14 protein-coding genes are annotated in these 17,046 nt (G+C 38.8%); 13 read left to right on the forward strand and 1 reads right to left on the reverse strand.

All coding sequences use genetic code 11. From position 1 onward, the window contains the following. Positions 1 to 228 precede the first annotated feature (228 nt). From ACQKN4_RS23210 to ACQKN4_RS23245, 8 genes are all read left to right on the forward strand, one after another. Entirely contained in the window at positions 229 to 1,245 is a 1,017-nt protein-coding gene (locus ACQKN4_RS23210; protein WP_079561765.1) for a thiamine pyrophosphate-dependent dehydrogenase E1 component subunit alpha, read from the forward strand. Then, entirely contained in the window at positions 1,245 to 2,228 is a 984-nt protein-coding gene (locus ACQKN4_RS23215) for an alpha-ketoacid dehydrogenase subunit beta (protein ID WP_079561764.1), read from the forward strand. The genes ACQKN4_RS23210 and ACQKN4_RS23215 overlap by 1 nt, the downstream gene beginning before the upstream one ends. 305 nt (positions 2,229 to 2,533) lie before the next feature. After that, on the forward strand, positions 2,534 to 3,877 hold the full coding sequence (locus ACQKN4_RS23220) for a dihydrolipoamide acetyltransferase family protein (RefSeq protein WP_427484936.1): 1,344 nt from the start codon (positions 2,534 to 2,536) through the stop codon (positions 3,875 to 3,877). A 132-nt stretch (positions 3,878 to 4,009) separates the two neighbouring features. Continuing rightward, a complete protein-coding gene (locus ACQKN4_RS23225) occupies positions 4,010 to 5,701 on the forward strand; it encodes a methylmalonyl-CoA mutase family protein (RefSeq protein ID WP_427484931.1) in 1,692 nt (563 codons plus the stop codon). Further along, on the forward strand, positions 5,698 to 7,851 hold the full coding sequence (scpA, locus tag ACQKN4_RS23230; RefSeq protein ID WP_427484932.1) for a methylmalonyl-CoA mutase: 2,154 nt from the start codon (positions 5,698 to 5,700) through the stop codon (positions 7,849 to 7,851). Before ACQKN4_RS23225 ends, scpA begins: the two co-directional genes overlap by 4 nt. After that, positions 7,851 to 8,948 (forward strand): methylmalonyl Co-A mutase-associated GTPase MeaB, encoded by a 1,098-nt coding sequence (gene meaB / locus ACQKN4_RS23235; RefSeq protein ID WP_079561760.1) that lies wholly within the window; start codon positions 7,851 to 7,853, stop codon positions 8,946 to 8,948. The genes scpA and meaB overlap by 1 nt, the downstream gene beginning before the upstream one ends. A gap of 192 nt (positions 8,949 to 9,140) precedes the next feature. Beyond that, the gene (locus ACQKN4_RS23240) at positions 9,141 to 9,581 is read left to right on the forward strand and encodes a BrxA/BrxB family bacilliredoxin (protein ID WP_079561759.1); all 441 of its coding nucleotides are present in this window, start codon (positions 9,141 to 9,143) and stop codon (positions 9,579 to 9,581) included. A gap of 227 nt (positions 9,582 to 9,808) precedes the next feature. After that, positions 9,809 to 10,786, forward strand: a complete 978-nt coding sequence (locus ACQKN4_RS23245; RefSeq protein WP_079561758.1) for an aromatic acid exporter family protein — start codon at positions 9,809 to 9,811, stop codon at positions 10,784 to 10,786. A 20-nt stretch (positions 10,787 to 10,806) separates the two neighbouring features. On the opposite strand, the gene prli42 is transcribed toward ACQKN4_RS23245, so the two are convergent. Then, entirely contained in the window at positions 10,807 to 10,902 is a 96-nt protein-coding gene (gene prli42, locus ACQKN4_RS23250) for a stressosome-associated protein Prli42 (protein WP_170938970.1), read from the reverse strand. A 125-nt stretch (positions 10,903 to 11,027) separates the two neighbouring features. Between prli42 and mce the strand changes: the two genes are divergently transcribed. The 5 genes from mce (at position 11,028) to ACQKN4_RS23275 (ending at position 16,721) form a co-directional block, all read left to right on the forward strand. Beyond that, entirely contained in the window at positions 11,028 to 11,441 is a 414-nt protein-coding gene (gene mce / locus ACQKN4_RS23255; protein ID WP_079561757.1) for a methylmalonyl-CoA epimerase, read from the forward strand. Positions 11,442 to 11,446: 5 nt separating this feature from the next. Then, complete coding sequence (locus tag ACQKN4_RS23260) at positions 11,447 to 12,994, forward strand: acyl-CoA carboxylase subunit beta (RefSeq protein ID WP_427484933.1); 1,548 nt, start codon at positions 11,447 to 11,449, stop codon at positions 12,992 to 12,994. A gap of 148 nt (positions 12,995 to 13,142) precedes the next feature. Then, positions 13,143 to 14,090 carry a hypothetical protein gene (locus tag ACQKN4_RS23265; protein ID WP_427484934.1) on the forward strand — a complete coding sequence of 316 codons (948 nt, stop codon included), beginning with the start codon at positions 13,143 to 13,145 and terminating at the stop codon, positions 14,088 to 14,090. A gap of 1,001 nt (positions 14,091 to 15,091) precedes the next feature. Next, positions 15,092 to 16,207 (forward strand): M20/M25/M40 family metallo-hydrolase, encoded by a 1,116-nt coding sequence (locus ACQKN4_RS23270; protein ID WP_427484935.1) that lies wholly within the window; start codon positions 15,092 to 15,094, stop codon positions 16,205 to 16,207. A 25-nt stretch (positions 16,208 to 16,232) separates the two neighbouring features. Continuing rightward, complete coding sequence (locus ACQKN4_RS23275; protein ID WP_053483746.1) at positions 16,233 to 16,721, forward strand: chemotaxis protein CheW; 489 nt, start codon at positions 16,233 to 16,235, stop codon at positions 16,719 to 16,721. The last annotated feature ends 325 nt before the right edge of the window (positions 16,722 to 17,046 follow it).

The following is a 17,046-nucleotide window of genomic DNA, read 5'->3' on the forward strand; positions in this document are numbered from 1 at the left end:
AGTTTTTGTAACTAAAGTCTAGGGTCAAAACAAAAATCTGTTCTTGATTAACAGGTAGATTAAAAGTGCTCATAAAGTGGTAGGTGACGTCGTTCGTGGAAAACGTCCTTTCTGGAGTGGAATGTGCAATCAAGTACATATTTTGGTGAAGGGCCATAATTGCTTTAGTTATCTGTATCCAGAAAGTGTTTTTGTAGCGAAAGCGAAACGTTCGAAAGGGGTGTTCGTATGCAAGGTGTTCAAATTAAGCATGAGGATTTAGGGTTAACAAATGAAGATGTGCTTGCAATATTCGAAACGATGTTAATGGCAAGAAGACTTGATGAACGAATGTGGTTATTAAACCGTTCTGGTAAAATTCCGTTTGTTATTTCTTGTCAGGGTCAGGAGGCGGCGCAAGTAGGGGCAGCATTTGCTCTAGATCATAACAAAGATTATATTGCACCTTATTATCGTGATATGGGTGTTGTTTTACATTTTGGTATGACACCGAAAGAATTGATGTTATCTGCATTTGCTAAAGCAGAGGATCCGAACTCGGGTGGGCGCCAAATGCCAGGTCATTTTGGACAAAAGAAAAATCGTATTTTAACAGGTTCTTCGCCAGTTACGACACAAGTTCCACACGCGGTAGGCGTAGCTTTAGCAGGGCGCCTACAAAAGGAAGATTTTGTTACTTTCGTTACACTCGGTGAAGGTTCATCTAACCAAGGTGATTTCCATGAAGGTGCGAACTTCGCAGGAGTGCATAAGCTTCCAGTTATTATAATGGTAGAAAATAATCAATATGCAATTTCTGTGCCAGTTGAACGTCAATTAGGCTGCGCGAAAGTATCAGATCGCGGTATTGGCTATGGTATGCCAGGTGTTACAGTTGATGGGAAATGTCCGTTGCAAGTCTATAAGGTTGTGAAAGAAGCGGCTGATCGTGCTCGTAGAGGTGAAGGCCCAAGTTTAATAGAGACAGTGACGTATCGCTTAACGGCGCATTCTTCGGATGATGATGATCGTCAATATCGAACTGCTGAGGATATAGCTGAAGGAAAGGCAAAGGATCCAATTTTGTTATTTGAAAAGTATCTTATGGATACTGGAGTTATGACAGAAAAACTTCGTGCTGAAATAGAAGAACGTGTCATGGCAGAGGTGAATGAAGCAACAGATTATGCAGAAGCTGCTCCATATGCACCACCAGAGCATGCTATGAAATACGTATATGCACCAGTGGACGGAGGTGACGTGTAATGGCAGTAATGTCTTATATTGATGCGATTACATTAGCGATGAAGGAAGAGATGGAACGTGATGAGCGTGTTTTCATTTTAGGAGAGGACGTTGGTCGTAAAGGTGGGGTTTTCAAAGCGACAGCAGGTCTTTACGATCAATTTGGTGAACATCGGGTACTTGACACACCTCTTGCAGAGAGTGCTATTGCAGGTGTTGGTATTGGTGCTGCGATGTATGGAATGCGTCCAATTGCCGAAATGCAATTCGCTGACTTCATCATGCCTGCAGTTAACCAAATTGTTTCTGAGGCAGCAAAAATCCGCTATCGTTCAAACAATGATTGGTCTTGCCCGATGGTTATACGTGCACCATTTGGTGGAGGAATTCATGGAGCGCTTTACCATTCGCAATCTGTAGAGGCGCTTTTTGCAGGAACACCAGGGTTAAAAATTGTTATACCTTCAACACCGTACGATGCTAAAGGCTTATTAAAAGCAGCGATTCGCGATGAAGATCCAGTGCTATTTTTTGAGCATAAGCGTGCATATCGTCTTATTAAAGGCGAAGTCCCAGTAGACGATTACACATTGCCGATTGGTAAGGCGGATGTTAAGCGGGAAGGGGAAGACGTTACTGTTATTACGTATGGTTTAGCTGTCCATTTTGCATTACAAGCTGCAGAACGTCTAGCAGCAGACGGAATTTCAGCGCATATTCTGGACCTACGCACGGTATATCCGCTTGATAAAGAAGCAATCATTGAGGCGGCAAGTAAAACAGGTAAAGTTTTACTAGTTACCGAGGATAATAAAGAAGGTAGCATTATGAGTGAAGTTGCAGCAATCATTGCAGAGCATTGCTTATTTGAACTAGATGCACCAATTCAGCGTCTTGCAGGACCTGATGTTCCGGCAATGCCGTACGCACCGACGATGGAAAAATATTTTATGATCAACCCTGATAAAGTAGAGCGTGCGATGCGAGAACTTGCCGCATTCTAATATAAATGGATCTATTTCTGTGGTAAATAGAAGTTTTTAAAAGAAAGTTTATAAATATCACAGGTATTTTAAGACTCTTCATCGAAAGTTCGGGATGACATTTCTTAAAACGTTATGTCGTGGTATATAAGTTGATTAGAGTAGAGACTGGCTGACTCCTCCTAGGGGGTTATTGGACGCCCTTAGGAGAGCCCAAGTCGGTGCGAAAATCAACCCCACTTTATGGTGATGAGTAATATTATAAATATGATAGTAATTTGATAGATACAATTACACCTAGGCATAATTGATGGGGGGAATAGATGATGGCTATTCAAAATATTACAATGCCACAGCTCGGCGAAAGTGTAACAGAAGGTACGATTGAAAAATGGCTTGTCAAACCAGGTGATACAGTAAAAAAATATGATCCACTAGCAGAAGTAGTTACAGATAAAGTAAATGCAGAAATCCCATCTTCTTTTGAAGGAGTCATATCAGAGCTACTTGCAGAGGAAGGGCAAACGTTACCGGTTGGTGCAGTCGTTTGTTCCGTTGAAATAGCAGGTGACAGTGAGTTACCTCCACCGCCTCCAGCTAAAAAATCAGCGGTAAGTACGGCAATTTTAAATGCAGGTGTACAAAAGAAACAAGAGACTCAACAACCAACTACTGCTACAAGAGAATCGCAAAAAACAGTTCGTCAGGATAAAGTACGTTATTCACCAGCTGTTCTTCGACTTGCACAAGAGTATGAAATTGCCCTTGATCAAATAACAGGTACTGGTGAAGGTGGACGTATTACAAGAAAAGACCTAATGAAACTGATTGAAACAGGAAATGTGCCAACGCCTCTAGTGGAAACATCACCTGTAGTCGATGAAAAAGTTCCGCAATCAGTACCGGTTACAACACATACAGCACAAGAGAATACGAAAGTGGCCACACCTACACAACCAATGCAAGCAGGCGATATTGAAATTCCAGTAACGAAGGTGCGCCGTGCGATTGCCAATAATATGGTACGAAGCGTTCATGAAGTACCACATGCATGGATGATGATGGAAGTGGACGTCACAGATTTAGTAGCATTTCGTGATAGCATAAAGGCTGAGTTTAAGCAAAAAGAAGGCTTTAATATTACGTATTTTGCTTTCTTTGTAAAAGCTGTTGCTCAAGCTTTAAAGGAATTCCCGATGATGAACTCTATGTGGGCAGAGGACAAAATTATTCAAAAGCATGACATCAATATTTCCATTGCAGTCGCAATAGATGATGCGTTATTTGTTCCTGTTATAAAACACGCTGATGAAAAATCGATTAAAGGGATTGCGAAGGAAATTCATGAGCTTGCAGGAAAAGTTCGTGCCGGAAAATTGTCGATGGATGATATAAAAGGTGGTACATTTACGGTTAATAATACGGGTGCATTCGGCTCTGTTCAGTCGATGGGCATCATTAATTACCCACAAGCTGCCATTCTTCAAGTGGAAAGTATTGTAAAAAAACCAGTTATTTTACCTGGTGGAATGTTCGCGGCACGAGATATTGTGAATTTATGTTTATCTTTAGATCATCGAGTTCTTGATGGACTTGTTTGTGGTAAATTCCTGAATAGAGTAAAAGAAATACTCGAAAATACAAATAAATCTTCAACGTCAGTCTACTGATGACTTGTCGGAAGCCTGTTATATAACGGTTTCCGATTTTTTTTTGCTTTGCGAGTCGCAATTTGTCATGTAGAATAACAAATAGAAACTACTAAGGGGGGAAGCTGATTAAGCGTCCGCATGTCAAACAACATGAAAAATATTGAATTTGAAAAGCCGTCCTATTCAGAATGGCAAGATGCAGCAATCAAGGCTTTAAAAGGGAAACCATTCGAGTCTCTTTTAACGAAAACGAGTGAAGGTATTACATTAGAACCTCTTTACACCCAAGAAAGTTTAGTAGCAAAACTTGGAGAAGAGCTTGATAAACAAGTTGCTACGATCCGTTCCCTACAAAATAATGAAGCATTTCGAGTGGCACAGCAAATATATGCTGAAACAAGCGATGCATTTTTTGCACAGCTTGATGATAGCTTAGCTCGGGGCAATGAAGTAGTAACAATTGATAGCCGTGTGAATTTTGAATGGACTGAAGAAGTAGTGGCACAATTAGCGACTTATTTCTCTGAATATTCGTTTAAAATGTCGGTTGAAAATTCAAATGACCCATTATTAGCAGTATTCGACAAAATAGCAAATAATCAGCGAGAAGCTGTAAAAGGTTTCATCGTATCGAAAAATCCTATCTCTTTAAATAATTTCTCGAACGTGCGCTCAGTCGGTGCGAACACAACGGTTTATCATAATGAAGGCGCAAACGCAGTGCAAGAGTTAGCTTATGCACTTGCATTAGCCGTAAAATACGCAAATCAAGAAGAAAGCTTTGAAGCGTTCGCGAAGAAGTTTTATGTATCATTTGCAGTGGATACACAGTTCTTTACAGAGATTGCCAAACTCCGTGCTTTTAAAGTACTTTGGAAAGCGTTTTCATCTGCATATGGAGTATCTAATTGCGTAAAAGTTCCAACGATTGCTGAAACATCGGTAAGAAGCTTCTCGAAGCTGGATGTTTATGTAAACTTATTACGTTCGGCAAATGAAGCTCTTTCTGGCTTAATTGGTGGTGCGGATGTCTTTACAGTTCACCCTCATGATGCATTAACGAAACCAACAGATCAATCGGTTCGTATTGCACGAAATGTATCCTTAATCTTAAAAGAAGAAACAAATGTTTTAAAAGTTATAGATCCAGCTGGTGGCTCTTACTTTATTGAGTCATTAACAGCTGATTTTGTGAAAGAAGCTTGGACATTATTTTTAGAAATTGAAGCAGCTGGAGGTATCGACGCTTACACTGCATCTGGAAAGCTTGCGGAAGAACTAGAAAAATCCTACCAAGCTCGTATTAAAGCGGTACAAACACGTAAGCAATCATTAATCGGTACAAATATTTATGCTAATCCAGCAGATGTGCTTGAAAGTGCAACAAACCCAGCTTTTGCAGAAATTAAGCGCATTGCTAAACCTTTTGAACATTTACGTACGGAAATGACAGCAGCAAATGTAACAACAGGAATTTTAGCATTAGGTACACTAAAAAGCTCAAAACCACGTGCTGACTTCGTGTCAGGTTTCTTAAATACTGTAGGTCTAGTACCAGAAAAAAGTGAACCAATTGCTACAGCTGAAGAAGCATTAGCTTGGTTAAATACTACAGAAGCAACATATGTAGTCATTGCAGGAAATGATGACGATACAAAACAATTAGTACCAGCCATTTTAGCTGGCAAACGAGCAAACGTAATTGTTGACGTTGCAGGTAAATTTAAAGACGAAGAAGAAGCTTGGTTAGCAAATGGCTTAAACGGCTTTATTTTCGCAGGACAGAACATCATTGAAAAATTAAATTCAGTGTTCGCTAGCATGAAGGAGGTCCAACGATGAGCAAGCCAAATTTTAGTGCAGTTGAAATTGAAAAAGTTTTAACAGCAGAAGCGCCTCAAGCGTCAGAAGAAAAATTCATGACAAATGAAGGCATCGAAATTAAAGATATATACACAAAAGAAGATATTAAAGAGGCAAAGCATTTAAATGATGTAGCAGGTATTGCGCCAAATACACGCGGTCCATACCCTACTATGTATGTAGCTCGTCCTTGGACTGTTCGCCAATATGCTGGTTTCTCAACGGCTGAAGAATCAAATGCATTCTATAAACGTAATCTAGCAATGGGTCAAAAAGGTCTTTCTGTTGCCTTTGATTTAGCAACTCACCGTGGCTATGACTCAGACCATCCGCGTGTAACAGGGGATGTTGGTAAAGCCGGTGTAGCGATTGACTCTGTAGAAGATATGAAAATCTTATTTGACCAAATTCCTTTAGATCAAATGTCAGTTTCTATGACAATGAATGGTGCAGTATTACCAGTTCTTGCATTTTATATCGTTGCTGCTGAAGAGCAAGGAGTGACTCCTGACCAATTAGCGGGTACGATTCAAAATGATATTTTAAAAGAATACATGGTTCGTAACACATATATTTATCCACCGACAATGTCTATGAAAATTATTGCAGATATTTTTGAATATACAGCGAAATATATGCCAAAATTCAACTCTATTTCGATTTCTGGTTACCATATTCAAGAAGCTGGAGCAACAAATGACATTGAACTTGCTTATACATTAGCAGACGGCCTTGAATATGTTCGTACAGGGCTTAAAGCTGGAATCGATATTGATGCCTTTGCACCGCGTTTATCATTCTTCTGGGCAATTGGTATGAACTATTACATGGAAGTTGCAAAAATGCGTGCTGCACGCCGAATTTGGGCACAAATGATGTCAACGTTTAATCCGAAAAACCCGAAAACATTAGCACTTCGTACACACTCACAAACATCTGGTTGGTCTTTAACAGAACAAGATCCATTTAACAATGTGACACGTACATTAATCGAAGCAAATGCGTCTTCAATGGGGCATACTCAATCTCTTCATACAAATGCACTTGATGAAGCGATTGCTCTACCAACTGATTTCTCTGCACGTATTGCACGTAATACGCAGCTGTTCCTACAAGAAGAAACAGCTATGACGAAAGTTATTGACCCATGGGGCGGTTCATACTATGTGGAAAAATTAACAGACGAGATTACAAAATCTGCATGGGCTTTAATTGAAGAAATCGAAGAGCTTGGCGGTATGGCGAAAGCGATTGAAACAGGTCTTCCAAAAATGAAAGTTGAGGAGGCTGCTGCAAAACGTCAAGCGAAAATCGACTCTAAAACAGAAACGATCGTTGGCGTAAACAAATACCGTTTAGAAAAAGAAGAACCTATCGACATTCTTGACATTGATAATACGTTAGTTCGTCAAAAGCAAATTGAACGTTTAGAAGCTATGAAGGCAGCGCGCGATGAAGCAGAAGTACAAAAACATTTAGCTCGTTTAACAAAAGCGGCGCAAGATGGAGAAGAAAACTTATTAGCAATTGCAGTAGATGCTGCGCGTGCTCGTGCTTCATTAGGAGAAATTTCTGATGCAATCGAAGTTGTTTCAGGTCGTCATAAGGCCGTAATTCGTTCCATCTCTGGTGTTTACTCTGCAAACTTCTCAGATGAAGAGCAAATTACTGAAGTGAAACAAATGACAGAGGAGTTTCTTGGAAATGAAGGTCGTCGCCCACGTATTTTAGTAGCGAAAATGGGACAAGATGGACATGACCGTGGTGCAAAAGTTGTGGCAACAGGCTATGCTGACTTAGGCTTCGACGTAGATATTTCACCATTATTTATGACACCTGCAGAAGCAGCTCAAATGGCTGTGGAAAACGATGTTCATGTCATTGGTGTATCTTCATTAGCTGCAGGTCATAAAACATTAGTTCCTGAATTAGTAGCAGAGCTAGAAAAACTGGGCCGCGAAGATATCATTATTATTGTTGGAGGCGTTATTCCAGCACAAGATTATGAATTCCTTTATGAAGCTGGCGCAGTAGCAATTTTTGGACCAGGTACAGTAATTCCTGTATCTGCACAAAAGATTATTGAAGAGATATACAAACGTTTAGGCTATGAGGAAGTGTCTGAATAATGGACAAAAACAAAGGAATGCCGGAAAGTGCGCTATTTGTTATGGACGGAGTAGAGGCAACTCACGACGGAATGCAATATGGTACACCGAAAAAGTTCCGAAAGAAAAAAGCAGACAATTTAAACGTACAGGAGCTTGCACAAGAAGTACGTGCTGGCTCTCGTACACAATTGTCAAAAGCTATTACACTCATTGAAAGTTCAAATGCAACACATAAAGTGCAAGCACAAGAACTTTTACAAGAGCTTCTACCACATACAGGAAACAGTGTCCGCATTGGGATAACAGGCGTGCCTGGTGCAGGAAAGAGTTCGTTCATTGAGGCTTTCGGAACGATGCTTTGTGAGTTAGGGAAAAAAGTGGCAGTCCTTGCGATCGATCCGAGCTCTTCTTTATCGGGAGGAAGTATTTTAGGTGATAAAACTCGAATGGAGGAGCTCGTGAAAAAGCCTAATGCTTTTGTTCGTCCCTCTCCATCAGCTGGTACCCTAGGGGGTGTTCATAAAAAGACGCGTGAAACGATGCTTGTTTGTGAAGCGGCTGGCTATGATGTCATTTTAATAGAAACAGTTGGTGTTGGACAAAGTGAAACGTATGTCCGAGGGATGGTTGATTTCTTCTTGCTGTTAGTTTTAACAGGTGCCGGAGACGAGTTACAAGGCATGAAGAAGGGCATTATGGAGTTAGCGGATGCCATTGTTGTTCATAAGGCGGATGGTGATAATGTTCGTCTGGCTAAAAAAACGGTATCCGAGTACAAGCAAATTTTACATTTCTTACAGCCTGCAACACCAGGTTGGATGTCCACAGCAATGCCGGTTAGCTCGTGGGAAAAACGTGGTCTCGACAAAGTCTGGAATACAATAGGGGAGTTCAGACAAATCGTTGAGGCAAATAATTACTGGTCAATTAGACGTCAAAATCAGACAAGAGATTGGTTCCAATCGATGATTACCGACCAATTAATCGATATGTTTTATGGTAATCCAGAACGGAAAGCACAAGTGCAGCTTTTAGAACGTCAAATTTTAAATGGACAGTTGACAGTTACACAAGGTGTAGATCGTTTATTTAGCGATGAACAATCACAGAAATAATATCATCTAATATATGAGCAAGTAGGTGCACAAATTCGTCACTAACTGCTATGATAGGAGATGTATGAGCGTCGAATATCTAAAGCTAGTAAGTTTCACTTCTTTCAGCTGAAAAAAGTGAAACCTCTGGACGCAATTATGCCGAGACATAATTGCTGATGATGACGCGAACTTGAAAGGAGCTATCGCTTTATGAATATGGATTACGATTTATTTATGCAAGAAATTTTAAAAACAGCACGTGCAGAAATTGAGGCTGCAGGTTATGAGCAGCTTCGCACGCCCGAAGCTGTTGAAGAGGCGTTTGCTCGTCCAGGTACAACATTAGTCATGGTAAACTCAGTATGCGGCTGTGCAGGAGGTATCGCACGTCCATCAGCAGCACAATGCGTACATTACGATAAACGTCCAGACCATCTTGTAACGGTGTTTGCTGGTCAAGACAAAGAAGCAACTGCAGCTGCTCGTTATCTCTTCGGTGAAGATCATTTACCATCTTCCCCATCATTTGTGTTATTAAAGGATGGACAAGTAGTAGCAGAAGTTGGACGCTATGAAATTGAAGGTCATGACCCAATGTCAGTAGTAACAAACTTACAAGCAAACTTTGAGGAATACTGCGACGAACTTTAATTTTATTCAATTATAGAAGAGCTATTCATTTAGCAGAAAACTCCGCAGGCTATAAAATGTCTGCGGAGTCTTACTACTAAAAAATTCTCCGAATTAGCATCGCTTTCTCCACTGATTCCAGTAGAATTGCATTTAGAATTTTTGTAATATTGGCTAAACGATTAGCTTATAGTTTTCTTTAAATTGAATAAAATAAGTAGAGTACTAAAAGATAGGAGGCAGTCGACTTGAAGAAGTTTTCAATCGGCTATCGTACATTAAAAACGGCATTTGGTGCAGCACTCGCTATTGCCATTGCCCAATACTTTGAATTAGCTTCTTATGCATCTGCTGGTATTCTAACAATATTATGTGTACAGCCAACGAAGAAAAAATCTCTTCATGCGGCTTATACACGATTTGTCGCAAGTATTATCGCAATGATTTATGCATTTTTGAGCTTTGAGCTATTTTCCTATCATCCACTTGCATTAGCAGGTATGCTACTCATTTTTATACCAACAATTGTGTCATTAAGGGTAGCGGATGGATTTGTCTCTAGTGCAGTTATTATCATGCATATATATGCAGCTAAAAGCTTTTCATTAGCGCTTGTTTATAATGAATTCGCATTAATGGCAATTGGTTATGGTACGGGAATAGCTATAAATATGTATATGCCAGACATTCAAAAGGAATTAAATTACTATCGAGTTAAAATTGAGGAACTTTACAGTAAGATCTTTTTAGAAATTGCCAACTATTTAAGAGAAGGCGATACATTGTGGGATGGGCAGGAAATTATTGAAGCGATTAAAGTATTGAATAGTGCAAAATCCCTAGCGTTTAAAGATGTTGAAAATCATTTTACGAGACGAGAAAATGACTACTACGTGTATTTTGATATGCGTGAACAGCAGTTAGAAATTATTGATAGAGTTCTTCCTAAAATAACGGCACTTCCTGTTATAGTACAAGAGGCTGATATCGTTGCTGACTTTTTACAAGACCTTGGTGAACATGTTCATTCAGGAAATACGGCTAGTCATTTTAGAGAAAAATTAGAGCAAGTAAAGATGGATTTCGCCCAATTACCATTGCCGAAAAATCATGAGCAATTTTTAGCGCAAGCGGCACTTTATCAATTTATTGAGGAAATGGATCGATATTTAGAAATAAAGCAGTCTTTTAAGGGGTTAAAGGTAAAGAAAAAGCGCCCGCAGTAATGCGGACGCCTAGCCTTTCATTACACTATCATCGATAAGCCGAATGCTAGAGATGAAATTACCATGATCGCGACCATAGTATAAACTACGATTTTTTGAAATTTTTTATTACTCATATGCTCGTTCGCTCCTTCTTTTCTTATAAATAGTTTAGCAAATCTGAAAAATTTCTCAAGTAGTAGAGTTTTGACGAAAAAGTCTGTAAAATAGATTATGTACCATAACAGAAGGAGATGTCACCATGGAGAAAGTAGATCATATTGGGATTGCGGTCCGAAATCTTGATGAACGCATTACATATTATACAGAAACTTTAGGCTTAAAGTTGCTAAAAGTGGAAGAAGTAGAATCGCAACAGGTTCGTGTTGCATTCATAGATGCGGGAAATATAAAAATTGAGTTATTAGAACCGATGAGTGAAAAAAGTACTATTCATGGATTCATCGAAAAACGTGGAGAAGGTATTCACCATGTAGCTTTCGGTGTAACGGGGATTCGTGAGCGTATGGCTGAGCTTCGTGAAAAAGGTGTACGTCTTTTATCAGAAGAGCCAGGACCAGGAGCTGGTGGTGCAGAGGTTGCTTTCATGCACCCGAAATCATCTTTCGGTGTGTTATATGAATTATGCGATAAAAGTGGAAAAGGGGATAAGTGATCAGTATGGATATGTTCGACAAAATTAATGAGTTGTATGACCGTAAGACAGTGATTGAACTTGGTGGCGGCTATGAGCGCATCGAGAAGCAACATGATAAAGGTAAATTAACTGCTCGTGAGCGTATTGAATTATTACTAGACGAAGGTACATTTTTCGAGATCAACCCATTCATTACACACCGTACAGTAGACTTCGGCATGGACAAGATGGAAGGCCCTGGTGACGGAGTAGTAACTGGTTTCGGTAAAATTAATGGACGTCCAGTATACTTATTCTCTCAAGACTTCACAGTATTTGGTGGAGCGCTTGGTGAAATGCACGCTAAAAAAATGGCAACAGTAATGGATCTAGCAGCAAAAAATGGTACACCATTTATCGGTATTAATGATTCAGGTGGTGCTCGTATTCAAGAGGGCGTACTTTCACTTGATGGTTATGGTCATATTTTCTATCGTAATGCAATCTACTCTGGGGTAATTCCACAAATCTCAGTTATCATGGGACCATGTGCTGGTGGGGCGGTATATTCTCCAGCAATTACAGACTTCATTCTAATGGTTGATAAAACATCTCAAATGTTTATTACAGGACCTAAAGTTATCGAAACGGTTACTGGTGAAAAAATCTCTGCTGAAGATTTAGGTGGTTCTAAAGTAAACAACGCTATAAGTGGTAACGCACACTTCCGCGCACCTTCTGAAGAAACAGCGATTGATCAAATTAAGAAACTATTAAGCTACTTACCACAAAATAATAAAGAAAAAGCTCCACGCCAGGCACGTCCAGAGGGTGACGACTATCGTCCAGAAATCGTGGATACGATACCAATCGAAACAACTCGACCTTATGATGTTCGTAAAGTAGTCGAGCAAATCGTGGACGCAGATTCATTTATGGAAGTGCATTCAGAATTTGCGAAAAACGTAGTAGTTGGTTTTGCACGTATTGCTGGTGAATCAGTTGGTCTTGTATGTAACCAACCTAAAGTATTAGCTGGTGGTTTAGATATTGATTCTTCAGACAAGGCAGCTCGTTTCATTCGTACTTGTGATGCTTACAATACACCAATCATCACATTTGAAGACGTTTCTGGTTTCTTCCCAGGCGTTAAACAGGAGCATGGTGGGATTATTCGTCACGGAGCAAAAATCCTTTATGCATACTCAGAAGCAACTGTACCAAAAATTACAGTGATTCTGCGTAAAGCATACGGTGGTGCGTACGTTGCGCTTAACTCTAAATCAATTGGGGCTGATTTAGTATTTGCTTGGCCTAACGCAGAAATTGCTGTTATGGGTGCGGCAGGTGCAGCTAATATTATCTTCGCGCGTGAAATTGCCAAATCAGAAGATCCAGAAGCAACACGTGCAGCGAAAATTGAAGAATATAAAGAGAAATTCGCAAACCCATACGTTGCGGCATCTCGCGGTATGGTAGACGATGTTATCGATCCACGTGATACGCGTATTAAGCTAATTCAAGGGCTAGATATGTTAGCGAACAAACACGAAACACGTCCAGAGAAAAAGCACGGAAATATTCCTCTATAACAATTGTAAAAGCCTAGTATCTATTCGGATTGCTAGGCTTTTTTTGACTTATACTAACTTTAAATAATAAAAGATAAATTATAAATAACAGATAATTGAAACATATTTTGATTTCATTCGTACATATATGTAATAGGAGTTGAGATGAATGGAATGGAAACAATTACAAAAAGAGCAAGGAATAATACATGCACAATTAAGAACTGCCAGTAGATTAAGTGAACAAAAGGTTTTAATTGAACAGCAAATCGGGCATGCCCAACAGGAAATTGACAAACATTCTAAAGCACTCAATCAAATTCGTTTAAGACTCGATAAGTTAGAAGGCTTTTCTTTTATGAATATGATTCGTACGTGGGCAGGGCAACAAGATGAGCTACGTACAGAAAAAATTGATAAAGCAGCTATTCTTGAATTAAAAATAAATGAAGCAAAGAAGATGGATGTTGATTTGGCGCATGATTTGGGGCAAATAAACACCAAGCTTTCTCAAATTAATGAAAAAGAGTTACAAGAAGCTTTAAGCCAATTAAATGCTAAAAAGAAAGGCTACTTACAAATCCATGAGCCTGAACAGGCAAAAAGGCTTGAACAATTAGCACATGAGGAAATGCATACGAAACAACTACTGATAGAGATAAAGGAAGCAGAAGCGGCTGGTGAAACAGCACTTACTGAGCTTGGACAAGCAGCAGAGTCCTTACATTCCGCTAATGGATATTCAACTTGGGATACGTTTTTTGGTGGAGGATTCTTTGTTACGCATTTAAAACATGATGCACTGGATAAGACCGAAAATTATCTTCACAATGCTCAAATTGCGTTACAACGCTTCCATAACGAACTGCTAGATGTACATGATATGTCAACGAAATCCTTACAAGTTGATACAGATGGATTCGTGAAATTTGCGGACTATTTCTTTGATGATATTTTTTCGGCTTGGTCTGTCCATTCTAAAATATCCACTGCAAGAGATCAGGTTTCTCGTGTACAAGATGATGTACATAATACAATTTTGCGTTTACAGGATAAACATAACAAGGCAGATGATTATTTGAAGTCTCTGCAAAAAGAAAAAGAAGCGATCATTTAAAACGTAGATGTAAAGTAAACTGTGAAAAGATTTTCCTTTTTTCTAACGGGTTCGGTTGATTGGGAGAAAAACACTAAAAGTGAAGTTAATAACAACCTCAATGACACTTATTTTAACAGTAATTTAGTAACATAAACGACAGATAAAAACGCTCAGTAATTTGAGCGTTTTTTTGTGTAAAGCCCCCGTTTGACTACGCCGAAGGTTATTAAATATCACCGTAGTATTCTGCAAAATGTAAAAAGCCAAATTTCCTCACAAGAAAGTTTCTTAATTCGCCATGAGTAGCTTTTTCTATTGGAGGGTTTGTTAGGGAGTATGCTTTGGCATTTAATTCGGCAAATTTTTCTTTATCTACTTCATTATGTTCTTTATCTTCAATAATTACATGAAGAAATTGCGGCCTTTGGATAACCCATAAAAAATATATGTGTTCTTAATGCCATACTGGGTGTTGAATGTAACAATATAATTACAACCAACAAAGAAACAATAATTATAACTTTTTTCTTCAAGTCGCTACTCTCCCCAATAAAAGTTAATAATCTATAAAATATTTTAATGTAATTTTCTGTTAAATGTAAAAAGTTTACTTAAAAAGCTAACTATCTAGATAAATTATATTTTTAAAATTTTGGTGATATCTATTCGTCTTCCTGAGGTGAGCAGTGTGAATTCTTCATGAATGGTTCTGATCTGTACGTTTTGAAGATAACGAAAACTTGATTTGTCATGTTTATCATCTAACCGTCCAGTCCAAATTTGTTCAGTCGTTTTTGTTTACGTTAAGTGCTACTTTCCTTTCAATCTGAAAAAAGGTGCTTCCATAATTATCAGTACTTTTACCTCTATATAATTTGCGAATCGAATAGAAGCGGGTATTTGCAGCCATCAATTGAAAAACAATGTAATCGTTTTATTTTCCCAAACGCAGCAGTATGCTAAAATATAGAAGATAACTATGACGTGGAAAAACACGTAAACTAAGGGAGTCCTACAACATGACAAGTCGTTTAGTAGAAGAGTTTTTTGAGCTCGTACAAATCGATTCAGAAACAAAATATGAACAAGTGATTGCGCCGGTTTTAGTCGACAAACTAACAGCGCTTGGTTTTACAGTAGAACAAGATGATGCACATACTAGAAACGGGCATGGAGCAGGTAATATACTTGCTACGCTAAAAGGTTCATTAGATATCGAACCAATTTATTTTACTTCTCATATGGATACAGTTGTCCCAGGTAAAGGGATTAAACCATCTCTTCGTGAAGATGGCTATATTGTTTCAGATGGTACAACTATTTTAGGTGCTGATGACAAAGCTGGTATCGCAGCATTATTTGAAATGGCTAAACGCTTAAAAGAGCAAAATATTGAACACGGTGATATTGAATTTATTATTACAGCTGGCGAGGAAAGTGGCCTTGTTGGCGCTAAAGAGTTAGATCCATCTAAAATTAAGGCGAAATATGGCTTTGCGGTAGACAGTGATGGCAAAGTAGGGGGAATTGTCACAGCAGCTCCATTCCAAGCGAAAGTTTCCGTTAAAATAATTGGTAAAACAGCGCACGCAGGTGTTGCTCCAGAAAAAGGAATTTCAGCGATTACGGTTGCTTCTAAATGTATTGCAAAAATGAAGCTAGGTCGATTAGATGAAGAAACAACAGCAAATATTGGTCGCTTTGAGGGTGGTCAGGCAACAAATATTGTGTGTGATGAAGTAACGATTCTTGCAGAAGCTCGTTCAATCGACAAAGCGAAGTTAGATGCACAGACTCAGCATATGCAGGAGACGTTTGAGCAAGTTGCTGCTTCATTAGGAGCAAAGGCAGAGGTTGAAGTAAAGCTAATGTATCCTGGATTCCGTGTAACAGAATCAGATAAAGTTGTTCAAGTAGCGATTGCAGCTGCACAGAACATCGATCGTACACCAAAGCTAGGTATTTCAGGCGGAGGTTCCGATGCTAATGTTATTGCAGGCTTTGGCATCCCTACAGTCAATCTTTCTGTTGGATACGAGGACATTCATACAACAAATGAAAAGATCCCAGTAGAAGAATTAGAAAAATTAGCAGATTTACTTGTTGAAATCGTAAAAGAGTCTGCGAAAAAATAACAACAGAATCGAAGGATGTGACCGTATGGAAAGTGTGAAGGCAGTAGTTTTTGCTTGTGGTACAGAGGAATATGCAGTGCCTGTGGAGCAAGCGATTTCGATTGAAAAGTTAGAGCAAGTAACACCGATTCCTCATTTGCCTAATTATCTTCTAGGTTTCACAAGAATTCGTGGCGAGCTTGTGCCAGTGCTTGATTTTGAGCGTATTCTTTATAATCGTTCCTCTAATGCTGCAACAGCACGTATTATTGTGTTGAACACGGATGTTGTGAATTATGGATTACTTGTCACAGAAGCTCGTGAAATTCTTGATTTTGATGAGTCGGTATTAAAACAGATGGGACTAGTCAATTATTCAAAAACACGCTACTTTACAGCTGTGGCAAATCTAGAAAATCGTATGATTACTTACGTTGACCCGAAAATTCTTGTGAATTCATTAGAAGGTATTCGTGAAATAATTAATTATTTGCACAAAATGCTTGAAAATGAAAAAGAAAACGTAGAGGCTTGAGTTTTTATTAAAGCTAAAAATTAATTCAATAATACACATCAAAGTTGATGTTCTAGACAGAATTACAAATATGTGATTCTGTCTCTTTTTTGGCTCTATAATATTTGTTGGGGTAATCACACAATTTTATGCATAAAAAAGCACAGTATCACCATTTCTTATATACTTGAATTGTCGAGAAACAAGTAATAGAAAGGTGAACTGTGCATATGAATTTTAACACGAATATTCCAGGATTAAAAGATGTAGAGATTACGAAAGTAGAAGAAGTAGGCGATCGAATCGCATTGTATGTACAATTGCCTAAATGTACGCATCAATGTCC

This window comes from Lysinibacillus sp. NPDC093692 (assembly GCF_050280125.1).
In the GTDB taxonomy this organism is placed as follows: domain Bacteria; phylum Bacillota; class Bacilli; order Bacillales_A; family Planococcaceae; genus Lysinibacillus.